The sequence below is a fragment of the Pseudomonas sp. C9D1 genome (assembly GCF_056491235.1).
This window is the reverse complement of sequence record NZ_JBSZIE010000002.1, coordinates 3147021-3159856: the sequence shown is the minus strand read 5'-3', so window position 1 is coordinate 3159856 and position 12836 is coordinate 3147021. Positions and strand designations below refer to the sequence as shown.

Genomic DNA, 12836 nt, shown 5'->3' with positions numbered 1-12836 from the left:
GCATGCTTGCCGAACTCCGCCATTTCTTCGACCACAGCCGCCACCGCCTGCAGGTGGGCGAACTCGACGTCGGGCTCGACGTCCTCGCCTTCGTCGGGGACGAGACGCTCAGCCAGCCCTTCACCTACCAGGTCGAGTTCACCTCGTCCCAGCGCGACCTCCCCTCCAGGCGCATCGTCGGGCAGCCCGCCAGCTTCAGCCTCTTCGCGCCCCCCGCACCGGTGCCCTTCGCCGGCCTGGGCGCGCCGCCGGCCCAGCCGCTGCGCACCCTGCACGGCGTGGTCACGGGCTTCCGGCGGATCTCCGGCTCCAACGACGAGGCCCGCTACGAAATCACCCTGCAGCCGCGCCTGACCCTGCTCGGGCGGGGCCGGCAATACCGCATCTACCAGCACCTCTCGGTGCCCGAGATCGTCGAGCAGATCCTGCGCAGCGACCGCCACCGCTGGGCCGGGCAGGACTTCTTCTTCGACCTCAGGCGCGACTACCCCAAGCGCGAGCAGGTCATGCAATACGACGAGAGCGACCTGGCCTTCATCCAGCGCCTGCTGGCCGAGGTCGGCATCTGGTACCGCTTCACCGCCGACGAGCGCCTGGGCATCGATGTCGTCGAGTTCCACGATGACCAGCGCAACTACCGGTTCGGCGTCCAGCTGCCCTACCGCCCGCCGTCCGGCACCGTCAGCAGCGGCCAGGACGCCGTCTGGGACCTGCAGACGAGCCACGGTGTGGTGGAAAGGAACCTGCGCATCCGCGCCTACACCCCGCGTGACGCAACGGCCTACCTCGACGGCGACCTCGACCAGACCCGGGGCGACCCGACCACCTACGGCGAGGCCTATCACTACGGCGAGCCCTACATCGAGCTGGACGACCCCGGCTCCCGCGACGAAGGCCTGAAAAGCGAAAGCGGCTACTTCTATGCCCGCCTCGCCCACGAACGCTACCTCAACGACCAGACCCGCCTCGACGGCCGCACCAGCAGCGCCACCCTGGCACCTGGGCAGGTGCTGAAGATCGAGGGCGGCGCGCCCGAGGCCTTCACCCCTGGCGCCGTCATCACCCGCCTGGTCACCGTCGCCGCCCGTGATCGCAGCTTCGAAGCCCGCTTCGAGGCCATCCCCTACAGCGAAAGCGTGTGCTTTCGCCCGCCGCTGCTGCCGCGCCCCGTGATCGCCGGCACCATCCCGGCCCGCGTCACCAGCGCGCAGGCCGACGACCTCTACAGCCACATCGATCTGGAGGGCCGCTACAAGGTCAGCTTCCTCTTCGACCAGGACACCTGGCCCGCCGGCCAGGAAAGCATGTGGCTGCGCCTGGCACGCGCCTATGCCGGGGATACCCACGGCCTGCACCTGCCGCTGATCCAGGGCACCGAGGTGGGCATCGCCTTCGAGCGCGGCGACCCGGACCGGGGCTTCATCGCCTTCGCCCTGCACGACAGCCGGCACCCCGACCTCGTCACCCTGAAGAACTACAAGCGCAACGTCCTGCGCACCCCGTCCAACAACAAGCTGCGCCTGGACGACACCCGTGGCCAGGAACACATCAAGCTCAGCACCGAGCACAGCGGCAAGAGCCAGCTCAACCTCGGCCACCTGGTGGATGGGCAGCGGCAGAAACGCGGCGAAGGCTTCGAGCTGCGCACCGACGGCTGGGGCGTCATGCGGGCGGGGAAGGGGCTGTACATCAGTGCCGATGAGCAGCCGCGTGCCCAGGGGCAGGTGCTGGCCATGCAGGACACGCTCGCCCGCCTGCAACGCGCCGGTGAGGAGATGCAGACGCTTTCCAAGGATGCCCAGGTCGCCAACGCCGAGCCGGCCGATGTGCAGGCGCAGCTCGACCTGCTCAGGCAGGACCTGGAGCAGCTCAAGTCCGCCGTCCTGCTGCTCAGTGCACCCAAGGGCATCGCGCTCAGCAGTGGCCACCACCTGCAACTGGCCGCCGAAGGCAACCTCATCGCCAATGCGGGCAGGGACGCCGCCTTGAGCGTGGTGCGGCGGCTGTTCATCGGCGTGGGGGAGGGCGTCAGCCTGTTCGTGCGCAAGCTCGGCCTGAAGCTCATCGCCAACCAGGGCGCGGTGCAGATCCAGGCGCAGAACGACCGCCTGGAACTGCTGGCCCGCCAGGGGCTGGAGATCACCAGCACCGAGGATGAAATCCACATCACCGCCAAGAAGAGGATCGTCCTCAACGGTGGGGGCAGCTACATCACTCTGGCACCGAGCGAAGTCGAGTTGGGTAGCGGCGAATTCATTATCAAGGCACGAGTGAACCGACAAGGGAGCGCCTCGCAGCTTCCATCTATGCCGGCCGTACCGCCACTGCTGGAGTCCGAAGCCGCGCGGCAGGATGACACTGCGTTTTCCGGTTAACGCCCTCTCAGGAGCAAGGAGCATCTATGGATACCAGGAGCTTGGTTCAGCAAATCATGGATAAGACCAACACTTGGCTGGGAGAGCAGCTCCGGCCAAGTGCTCGCGAGTCGGAGTCGCCGGCACCATGCCGACCACTGACCAACTATTGGGTAACTGACCCAGGCAGTGCTCATCTGGCTCCCATTCAGAAATGGAGCCACCCCTTTGGTTCTCGCGCCGACGAGCTACAGCAACTGGTACAGCAAGCCAATGCTGAACGCGGCTATTACCCATTGGGGCGGAATGGATACTGGCACCTGGGTGTGCATTTCGATTGCGGCACAGCCGGGACGCTGGACCAGACATATGTGCGTTGCCTGGCTGATGGCGAGGTAGTGGCCTATCGCATAGATACCCGATCCCCCTCCACCTCGTACCAACTTGATGGAGAACCGGTGGAGCGAGTCTTCTCGCGAAACTTTGTCTTGGTACGGCATCGGCTGCAGGCACCGGAAATCTTCGGTGCCGATGACACCCCACCCAGCCTGACTTTTTTCAGTCTTTACATGCACTTGCAGGACTGGAAAGCCTATGCTGAATCGCCGGAGTCACCACGACCTGGCTTCTGGTCCTTGGCTGCTCGTTACCAGGTCAAGCCCAATGTCGGCGATACCCATGTGGGTAGCCCCGGTGAGATGGGGTTACGAATCAGGAACCAAGCGACCCAAGGCCGGGTGATCGGCCTGCTGCCACAGGGTATTGCCGTGACCATCAGTGGTCAGGGTGAGTTCCGTGAGTGGATCGATAGCCCAGGTCCTGCGGCGTTGCAGAACCCCGATGGGGGCCTGCGCGGCTATGTTGCCTTCAGCAACCTACGGCTGAATGCAGCTGGCAGCTACCAAGTGCATCTGAGTCAGGACAACAGCACGCTCAACGTCAGGTCTGAACCGAACGCCAACTCAGAAGTGCTCTTCAAGTTGCCGCAAGGTACCGAAGTAACCATCAGTGGAGAGGGGCAGTTCCGCAAGCTTGAGCGGGTAAACCAGTATCTTCACTACGCATCACTGATACGCGAACTTGAGCCTGAGGCTCTAGACCAGATACTGGTTCTGGACAAGCCGATTTCTATTCGGGCGGGCGAGCTCATTGGCCATCTCGGTGATTATCAGGATCTAGAAGATAAAGAGCCTCAGAAGCAACTGCACTTGGAGGTTTTCAGTCATGAAGATGTTGAAACCTTTATCGACGTCAGCCGTGCTTGGGCGAAGCAGCTGCCAGCCAACTCAAGGACTTGGCTGACGCTACCCCAAGGCACATCAGTGGTGCCGCATCAGGAGCACTTCAGCGTTGCTAGCCCTCCGATCGCTGGAGTAGATACTCCGATCAGCGGCGCTGATCTGCACTTGCCGAAACATAGACTCGATGTCTTGGGCGCCGAAAAGACTATTCGTATTCCCGCAAGAAATGGTGAGGGCGGTTGCACTTGGTATCGCCTTGATGACCTTCTTCATGACGTCGACGGTGTGTTGCTCAACGGGTGGGTTCGGGTTGCTGACAATGATGCCCAATGGCACAGCCCATGGGATTGGAGTGGCTATGCGGCCATTCTCAATGGCGACAGTCTGGAAAGCTGCCAAGCCTATTCATTGAAAGTGCAAGGTATTTTGCCCAGTGAGAAAGATCGTGCGCGAGCCGCACGATTGGCCGATCTATCAGACCGGGGTCCTATTCGAAGCCGCTTGTTCGATTTGATCGCCCGAGGTGCTGACCATAGTGACGTTATGAGTGCCGAGAAATTGCAGCGGGCCCTGCGCCTGCCGCTAAAAGCACAATCTGTTTCCCGTCTGGCGATATATAGCGAAAGCGACTGGCGCTGGACATCGGGGAAGTGGGATGTTCTAGATGATTTATATGGTCACCGAAGTTCGGCTCCGCATAAAAAATGGTTGGCTGAGAAAGAGCGAATTGAGAAATTGAGTTGGTGGCAAGAGGTCGCACCGAGTCTGGCTCTGCCGGCTGATGGACAGGTTTGGTATCTGCACCCAATAGGAATGATTGGAAGCTTTGGTGGTTTAGATTTTTCATTCACTTTGGAAGTTATGCGCAAGCTCTATCCTACACTTGGCGTAGAGCGATATGAAGACCTGCAGAATATTGCCGAAGAGCTCAATTCTCAACTTGTTTTCTATAAATTAGACACTCATCTTAGGCGTGCTCATTTTTTTGCGCAGATTCTGCAAGAGACAGGGTTATCCTTAATCATGGAAGAAGACCTAACTTATAGAGTGAGCGCTTTAATAAGCAAGTTTAGCTACTTCAGGTCTAATCCTGATGAGGCTAATGTGCATGGTTTTGTTGTTTTGCAGGGAAAAATTAAAGCCAACGGTGTGGCTATGGGAATAGATGATTTCAAAGCAATTGCGAATGGCGCTTATGGAGGGCGGGAGGACCTAGGTAATAGAGGTTTTTCAAGTGGGGATGGCTGGAAATACAGAGGGCGTGGCCTTAAACATTTAACGGGTCGATACAATTATCAGCGATTCACCGAGTGGCACCAAAAGAATAGTGCGCTATGGCCAAGCGACGACCTGGACTTCATTGAGTCTCCAGATTTTTTGATGAGCGCGAAATATGCTGCTCGTTCAGCAGCATATTTTTGGCTGGACAAGAAGTTATATGAAAGAGCAGATAAAGGTGCGGCGCCATTTGTAGTTGACTTGATTACGGATGTTGTCAATAGAGATACAGACAGTAGGTCGCGTAGGAAGCAGAATTTCAATCAGTTGTGGGTTGAAGAGATTCTGAAATGAAAATTTTTAAGAGAGAGTTGGCAGTTTGTCTGCTGCTCTGCTGTCTTGCAGGGTATGGTGGGGCGGAGAATCACGCAAGTCTTTCTTTGTGCGGTGATGACGAAATGGTTTATATAAGTTGCTCCATAAAGGCGCGAGGTGATATGGGTTTTGTGGGTGATGTTGCCTCTATATGTGCAAAAGGGAATGGTGGTCCAGATGCGGGGTATGTGCAATATCGATACGGCAAGTCTATGCGGGATATAGAAATCACATACCCATCAGAGAGAGTTCCCCCGAGGGGTATATTCAAGATTTATTCGGTTGCGAATATGGTTGGGAGAAATTCTTATTCTGCGGTGGAGTTGCTGCAGTTTAAGGTGGGTAAATACATTTACTCATTTGAGGGGGGCGGTATTGCTGGGTACAGGTTGGTTGTTAGAAAAGGCGTGGATGAGGTGTTTAATGAACGCTGTGATGAGCCTGGGCACGCTTATATAAGCGATCAAGCTTATGAGGGGATTGAGGCAGAGGTGTTTGATTGATGCTGCCAATGACGCTGGGGTTTTATATGGATAGGGTGTCACATGCACTGATTGTGGCTTTATTTTTATGGTTTGGGGGGTGAGAAGATAAACGCATCCTCAATGTGTTTGGGTGATGAAGCCCTGCAATTTTCATTTAAGGTCGCTGATACAGATAGATTTTTTCTCTACGCGAGGGAAGTGGTGAAGGGTGTTTAGTTTGTCGTTTTGGTAGGTGGAAATATTGAGGAGCGTATCCAGAAAGGCTGGGTAGTGAGTCTTGGAGAGGTTTTTATTTCTCAGGCTATTCACGATGTGGAGGTAGGGCAAACGATGCAATGGGTGACTACTCCTTGTCCTTCAGTCGGAATGAGGCTAATTGCACTCTACGCCAAGAGTGGAGGTTGGTTGAAGATAAGTATGAAATTGGAGTTGTACTTGGGTCTGGATGGATGAGAAGGCTTTTAAGTGGCGCCAAGGAATAGCAAGTTGGTTCCCTTATGAGGTTAGATGGGAAGCTATGTTGAAAAATAGGTGGTGGGGAGTTTTTGAACGGAGAGTTTGTGGATTGGGCAATGCGTCAATTGGTTGTGTGAGTATTTTTGTTGGGTTGCACTTCCCTGTTGCTTAGAAGGTCTTAAGGGGCGTTTGGCGGTTGTCTTGTTAGCGCTATATCGTGAAGTTACTCACCGGCCGCGAATTAAACTAAGTAGGTAAAAATGAGTGGGGTCATTCGCTTAGGCGATAAAAACACCGGCGGTGGAGCCGTTCTGGCGGGCTCTGCTGAGCTGATCTGCAATGGTACCGGCGTCGCCAGAGTCGGCGATCCGGTGAGCTGCCCGATTCCAGGACATGGCCCAAATGTGATTGTGGAGGGCAATCCGAATTTCTGCGATTCGGGTTTTCCGGTTGCCTTCCATGGGCATCGGTGCGCTTGCGGTTGCTCGCTCTTGTCGTCTCTACCAGATGTAAAGGCTATCTGATCATGGTAGTCAGATTGGATGAGATGCCCGCTCCAGTTCCGCAACCTGCGCTACCGCGCCTCCGGGTGTGGCTCGGGCTGCTGCTTATTTGTGTTGCGCTGGGGGGGGGCTGGTTCTTTGGCTGGCTGAAAGCTCAATGGCAGAAGAGCCTGGACGCTTTTGGTGGGCTTCCCTCGGTTTACCTCTTCTAGTTTGGTGTGGGCTGGGGGCACTTCGGATTCTGGTGTTCACCTTGCAGAAAGGGGCTGCCGATGGATGGAATGCCGCTCGCGAGGAAGATCGACTGAGCAAGGTTGGTCAGGGGCGACGTTCGCAGCAGGTGCTGGGTGTCAGCCTACATACTGCTCTTCGCGATGAGCAAGCGGAGGACATGCGTGCGCTGCAGTTGATGGCCTTGCAAGGCAAGGTCAGTGCTTTACGTGCACAGGCGTCGTGGCAAGGCCAGAGCTCGGTGCGCCATAGTCGTTTGCCGATGGGGGAGTTGGAACGATCTGTAGATGCGCTGCAGCGGCTGTTGTCACAGGTCTTCGCTGATATGTCTCAGGTTTTGACGTCATTTCCGCCCGATCTTCCCTTGGCTTTGCATCTCGACATCAATACCAGCCTATCGGACAAGACAGTCGTGGAGGCCTGGAGGCAGGCGTGGGCTGGGGCTGGTATTCGGCGAGCACTGCAGCCGACAGAGGGTAACGGATTAGCAGTGATTGACCAGTGGTTGGATCATCGCGCCAACGATCAGGCGTTATTGATGATCATCGCTTTTCAAATAGCGCCAGAGGCGGTTGAAGAGTCGACCGAGGCCGTGGTGGGCATGCTGCTCGGTAGTGCCCCGTCGCGAGCCGCTCATCCTCATATCTACTTGCATCGTCCTGAACAGGAGCGTGAACCCTCGACCGATGGATTGGTTAGCTCCATCCGTCAGGCTCTGAGCTGGGCTCAGATTGGGGCTGACTCTCTCGATGGAGTCTGGCTGTCGGGCATTGATCATCAACGCCAGGCTGATGTTTGGACGTCACTGGCGCGATTGGGTATTCCAGCTACCCCCCAAAAGGGCCAACACAATCTCGACACCATCCTCGGGAGCAGTGGCAGGACGGCACCTTGGCTAGCGATTGCGGCAGCTGCCCAGGCGGTTCAGCTGCAAGGCCGTCCGCAGCTGACCCTTTGTGGGGATGGCACAGGTTCACCAGAGCTTTGGTGTACTGCGATTCGACCGATTGCTGTGGATCTTCAGGGATAGATGTTCATGAAACTGCTGTGGATGAAAGTGTTGCTTTGGGGTGTCGTGTTCGCAGGCATTGGATTGCTTTTGTTGCTCTGGTGGAAGCCGCACCTCCTGGGGATCAGCGCTGGTAGTGCCGCGCAAAGCATCTGGCTTTGGATTACAGCCGCTGTCACCTTGCTGGTGCTTCTCGCCGAGCTGAGTTATCGCGTGGCAGGCTGGCATCTTGGACATTCGTTGTATCGCTTGGATCATGCCAGCGAGGCCCAATCGGGACCTCAAGCATCTGATGTTCTTGGTGTGAACGAGGAGGAAGCTCGTCAACACCTGCGCCAGAACCTCGGCCTTTTCTGGCACCGCCGCGCCCGCCTGCTCCTGGTGATCGGCGAGCCGGACGAAGTCACGGCCATCGCTCCCGGCCTGGCCGGTGCGCAATGGCTGGAAGGCGAGGGTGTCGTCCTGCTCTGGGGCGGTGCGGCCGAGGAGGCCGCTGGCGATGCGCGTCTCGAACGGTGGCGCCGGCTCCGTCCGCGTCGGCCCGTGGATGGCATCGTCTGGGCGCTCAGCGCGCAGCAGGGGGCCGATGCGGACTACCTGGCCCGCTACCAGCGCCAGTTGCGGGATATCGCCAGGCGGCTGCGCTGGCAGGCGCCGGTGCACCTCTGGGAGGTCGGCCGCAGCGAGTGGGAGCAACCGGCCACCGAGGCCGCTGTGGGCTGCACGCTGGCGCCTCGCGCCGGGCCGGCGCAGCTGGAAGGCCGTCTGGGGCAGTTGCTCGAGCCGCTGCGTGAGCAAGGGCTCGCCCGGATGCAGGCCGACAACCGCCATGACTTTCTCCTGCGTCTCGCCCAGGGCCTGCGGGACGAAGGCATCACCCGCTGGCGACGGAGCTGGGAGCACTTGCAGCGCAGCCACGGGGTGATGCCGCGCGGGCTCTGGTTCAGCCTCGCGATGCCGGGCGCCGGAGGCACTGCGGTGCATCATTGGCTGCCGCCCCCGGCCTGGCGAGGCGTGCTGGCGGACCGGCACGGCGGCCGGCCCTACGGGTGGCCCTGGTGGCGCACCGCGACCGCCGTTGCGCTCGGCCTCGTCGCCTTCTGGGGGCTGGGCACGCTGCTCTCCTTCGCCGGCAACCGCGTCCAGATCGCCGAGATGCAGGCCGTCCTGGCCACCCTGGACCAGCCCCGGGAAGGCGACGAGCAACTGCTTGCCCTCAACGCGCTGGTCCATGAGCTCGACCGCCTCGACCAACGCGCCAGGCACGGCGTGCCCTGGTACCAGCGCTTCGGCCTGAGCCAGAACGACGGCCTGCTCGCCGCGCTCTGGCCCCGCTACGAGGCGGCCAACAACCGGCTGGTCCGCGACCCGGCAGCGGCCGGCCTCGAGCGCCAGCTGCGCGGGCTGCTCGGCCTGGCGCCGGGCAGCGCTGAGCGCGTCACCCGGGCCCGGGAGGCCTACGAGCCGCTCAAGGCCTACCTGATGATGGCCCGGCCGGAGAATGTCGATGCGTCATTCCTCGGCAAGGCGCTGGCGGCCGCCGAGCCTGCCCGCATGGGCATCGGCGAGGGCACATGGCAGGGCATCGCGCCGAACCTCTGGCGCTTCTACGCCGCGCAGCTGGAGGCGCACCCCGGCTGGCGCATCACCACCGACCCGGCCCTGGTCGCCCGGGCCCGCCAGCTGCTGATCAGCCAGCTCGGCCAGCGCAACGGCGAGGCGGCCCTCTACCGGCAGGTGCTCGACGCCGTCGCCAACCAGTACCCGGCCATGGGGCTGCAGCAGATGGTCGGCGATACCGACGCCCAGCCGCTGTTCTCCACCGCCGCCGAGGTGCCGGGTGTATTCACCCGCCAGGCCTGGGAAGGCGGGGTACGCAAGGCCATCGACGAGATCGCCGCCGCGCGCCGCGAGGAGATCGACTGGGTACTCAGCGATGACCGCAGCCAGATCGACGCCGCGCTGACCCCCGAGGCCCTGCGCGAAAGCCTGACCGCACGCTACTTCCAGGACTACGGCCGGGCCTGGCTGGACATGCTCAACAGCTTGCGCTGGCAGGAGGCCGGCAGCCTCGCCGATGTGGTCGACCAGCTCACCCTGATGACCGATGTGCGCCAGTCGCCGTTCATCGCGCTGGTCAATACCCTGTCCTACCAGGGGCGTGCCGGCACCCGTGGCCAGGCCCTGGGCGAGTCGCTGCTGCAGTCCGCGCAGAACCTCATGGGGCCGGACAAGGCCCCGGCCATCGAGCCGTTGGCGGCGCTGCCGAAAGGGCCGCTGGAAGAACGCTTCGGCCCGCTGCTGGCGTTGCTCGGCAAGGGCGCCGAGCCCTCGCGCAACGACGACAACCTCAGCCTGCACGCCTTCCTCACCCGCGTGACCCGGGTGCGCCTGACGCTGCAGCAGGTGAGCGCCGCCCAGGACCCCCAGGCGATGATCCAGGCCCTGGCGCAAACCGTGTTCCAGGGGCGCAGCGTCGACCTCACCGACACCCAGTCCTATGGCAGCCTGATCGCCGCCAGCCTCGGCAGCGAATGGGCCGGCTTTGGCCGGGCACTGTTCGTCCAGCCGCTGGACCAGGCCTGGCAGCGCATCCTGCAACCTTCCGCTGCCGGGCTCAATGACCACTGGCAGCGCGCCATCGTCGGGCCCTGGAACAGCGCCTTCGCCGGCCGCTACCCCTTCGCCGCGAGCGCCAGCGACGCATCGCTGCCCATGCTCGGGCAGATGATCCGCGCCGACAGCGGGCACATCGACCGCTTCCTCACCCGCCAGCTGGGTGGCGTGCTGCGCAAGGACGGCAATCGCTGGGTGCCCGAAAGCACCCTGGGCCAGGGGCTGCGCCTCGATCCCGCGTTCCTCGCGGCGGTCAATCGGCTCGCCGAACTGGCCGACGTGCTCTACACCGACGGCGGCATGGGCATCGCCTTCGAGCTGCGGGCCAAGCCGGTACGCGACCTCGTGCAGACCACCCTGACCCTCGATGGGCATCGCCTGACGTACTTCAACCAGCGGGAACGCTGGCAACGGTTCGACTGGCCCAGCGCGAGCGATCACCCCGGCGCGCGCCTGAGCTGGACCCACGCCAGGAGCGGAGAGCGGCTGCTTGGCGACTACGCCGGCACCTGGGGCCTGATCCGGTTGCTGGAGCGGGCCCGGGTCACTCCGCTGGATGACAGCGAAACCCGCTATCGCCTGGTGCTGGAGGCCCCCGATGGCCTGGGGCTGACCTGGCACCTGCGCACCGACCTGGGCGCGGGCCCCCTGGCGCTGCTGCAACTGCGCGGCTTCAGCCTGCCGGCGCGGATCTTCCTCGAACCCGGCGGCGCCTCGCGCCAGCTGGCGCATTACGGAGAGCAGCCATGAGCCTGTCCGCCCTTATCGCCAGTTGCCTGGGCGCGCGTGACGCGCTGGAGCTGGCCCGTCGCGAGGCCCCCGGTTGGGAAGCCTGGCTGCAGCCGGTCGGCCCGTCGTCTGCGGTGGGGGACGACCCGGGCTACGACGACGACTTCCAGCACATGCGCGAGGAGGTCAACAAGCTATCCGGCGCGGATACCGAGCGGGTCGCGCAGTTGGCGGAAGCGCTGATCAAGCGGCGCTGCAAGGACCTGAGGGTGGCGACCTACTACCTCTGGGCGCGCATGCAGATGGATGGCGAGGCGGGGCTCGCCGATGGGCTGAGCCTGCTGGCCGTGCTGCTCGAACGCTTCGGCGACGACATCCTGCCGAGCCGGCCGAACAGCCGGCGCATGGCGCTGGAGTGGCTGGCCAGCGGCAAGGTGCTGGATGGGCTGTCGCTCTACCCCGAGGTGGTGAAGGTCGAGGCGGAGCGGACGGTCGCCGCGCTGGCCTGGCTGAACCGGACCCTGGAAACCTGGCCGGTGGAACAGCGGCCGTCGCTGGGAGCGCTCTATACCGCGCTGACCAACCGCCTGGCGCAATCCGGCGGGGTGGACGCCCTGGTGCCGCAGAACAGCGCGGCCCACGAAGCAGGCCGGCAGGGCGCCACGCCATCGCTCACCGCCATCCGCTCCGGCCGCGACCTGCTCGATGGCGGGCGCGTCCTGGCCGGCTACCTGCGCGAGCAGCCGCTGGGCTGGTTGGCGGCGCACCGGCTGATGAAGAGCCTGCGCTGGGACACGGTGCACCAGTTGCCGCCCGCAGAGGGCAGCGGCACGACCCGGCTGGCGCCGCCGCGCAGCGAGTACCGGGCCCAGCTGAAACGGCTGCACCTGCAGCAGAGCTGGAGCGAGCTGCTCGATCAGGTCGAGCGCATCTACGCCGAAGGGGTGAACCACTTCTGGCTCGACCTGCAGTGGTACCTCTGCCAGGCGCTGAGCCGGCAGGCGCCGCCCGAGGATGGCTGGGCCGATATCGTCAAGCGCGACCTGGGCATGCTCCTCGACCGCCTGCCGGGCCTGGAGTCCCTGCGCTGGAACGATGGCTCGCCATTCGCCGACGAGGTCACGCGCAACTGGATCGCCCAGCACGTGAGCGGCAACCAGTCGCCGCAATGGCTGCCGGCGCCGGCGACGCCCGATCCGGTGGATGTCGACATCCTCGCCCTGGAGGCCAAGGCGCTGGTCCAGGCCGACAGCGAAGGGGTGGAGGCGGCCATCGCCTGGCTCGGAACGCAGCCCGGCGCGCAGAGCGGGCGACAGCGCTGGCTGCTGCGCCTGCTGATGGCCCGGGTCGCCGAACAGTGCGGCAAGACCGACCTGGCCATCCACCTGCTGGCGGAGCTGAAGGTCACGGCCAGGCGCCAGGCCCTGGAGCAATGGGAGCCCGGCCTGAGCTTCGAGGTGCAGGCGCGCCTGCTCAAGCTGCTGCGCCTGAAATCCCAACGCACCGATGTGGACAAGCCCGCGCTGGGGCGTCGCAAGGAGGCGCTGCTGGCCGATCTGGTCAGCATCGATCCGGTGCGCGCCGCGGTGTTGTGTCGCTGAGCATTGATCAAGACAGGA

General features: G+C 62.2%; 7 protein-coding genes. All 7 read left to right on the top strand.

What is annotated here, in order from left to right:
- Nucleotides 1-2: 2 nt before the first annotated feature.
- Nucleotides 3-2375, top strand: a complete 2373-nt coding sequence (locus ACXI0U_RS22655) for a type VI secretion system Vgr family protein (RefSeq protein ID WP_479550853.1) — start codon at nucleotides 3-5, stop codon at nucleotides 2373-2375.
- A 26-nt stretch (nucleotides 2376-2401) separates the two neighbouring features.
- Nucleotides 2402-5167 carry a hypothetical protein gene (locus ACXI0U_RS22650; RefSeq protein ID WP_431482939.1) on the top strand — a complete coding sequence of 922 codons (2766 nt, stop codon included), beginning with the start codon at nucleotides 2402-2404 and terminating at the stop codon, nucleotides 5165-5167.
- On the top strand, nucleotides 5164-5691 hold the full coding sequence (locus tag ACXI0U_RS22645) for a hypothetical protein (RefSeq protein ID WP_431482938.1): 528 nt from the start codon (nucleotides 5164-5166) through the stop codon (nucleotides 5689-5691). Before ACXI0U_RS22650 ends, ACXI0U_RS22645 begins: the two co-directional genes overlap by 4 nt.
- Nucleotides 5692-6389: 698 nt before the next feature.
- Nucleotides 6390-6653, top strand: a complete 264-nt coding sequence (locus ACXI0U_RS22640) for a PAAR domain-containing protein (RefSeq protein ID WP_431482937.1) — start codon at nucleotides 6390-6392, stop codon at nucleotides 6651-6653.
- Nucleotides 6654-6876: 223 nt separating this feature from the next.
- Nucleotides 6877-7893 (top strand): hypothetical protein, encoded by a 1017-nt coding sequence (locus ACXI0U_RS22635; RefSeq protein ID WP_479550852.1) that lies wholly within the window; start codon nucleotides 6877-6879, stop codon nucleotides 7891-7893.
- 6 nt (nucleotides 7894-7899) lie between these two features.
- Nucleotides 7900-11238 carry an ImcF-related family protein gene (locus ACXI0U_RS22630; RefSeq protein ID WP_479550851.1) on the top strand — a complete coding sequence of 1113 codons (3339 nt, stop codon included), beginning with the start codon at nucleotides 7900-7902 and terminating at the stop codon, nucleotides 11236-11238.
- Nucleotides 11235-12818, top strand: coding sequence for a type VI secretion system protein TssA (gene tssA, locus ACXI0U_RS22625; RefSeq protein WP_479550850.1), 1584 nt, complete (start codon nucleotides 11235-11237; stop codon nucleotides 12816-12818). The genes ACXI0U_RS22630 and tssA overlap by 4 nt, the downstream gene beginning before the upstream one ends.
- The last annotated feature ends 18 nt before the right edge of the window (nucleotides 12819-12836 follow it).

Coding starts and splice junctions, on each gene's coding strand:
- ACXI0U_RS22655 (WP_479550853.1), top strand. CDS start 3: ATGCTTGCCGAACTCCGCCATTTCTTCGACCACAGCCGCCACCGCCTG.
- ACXI0U_RS22650 (WP_431482939.1), top strand. CDS start 2,402: ATGGATACCAGGAGCTTGGTTCAGCAAATCATGGATAAGACCAACACT.
- ACXI0U_RS22645 (WP_431482938.1), top strand. CDS start 5,164: ATGAAAATTTTTAAGAGAGAGTTGGCAGTTTGTCTGCTGCTCTGCTGT.
- ACXI0U_RS22640 (WP_431482937.1), top strand. CDS start 6,390: ATGAGTGGGGTCATTCGCTTAGGCGATAAAAACACCGGCGGTGGAGCC.
- ACXI0U_RS22630 (WP_479550851.1), top strand. CDS start 7,900: ATGAAACTGCTGTGGATGAAAGTGTTGCTTTGGGGTGTCGTGTTCGCA.
- tssA (WP_479550850.1), top strand. CDS start 11,235: ATGAGCCTGTCCGCCCTTATCGCCAGTTGCCTGGGCGCGCGTGACGCG.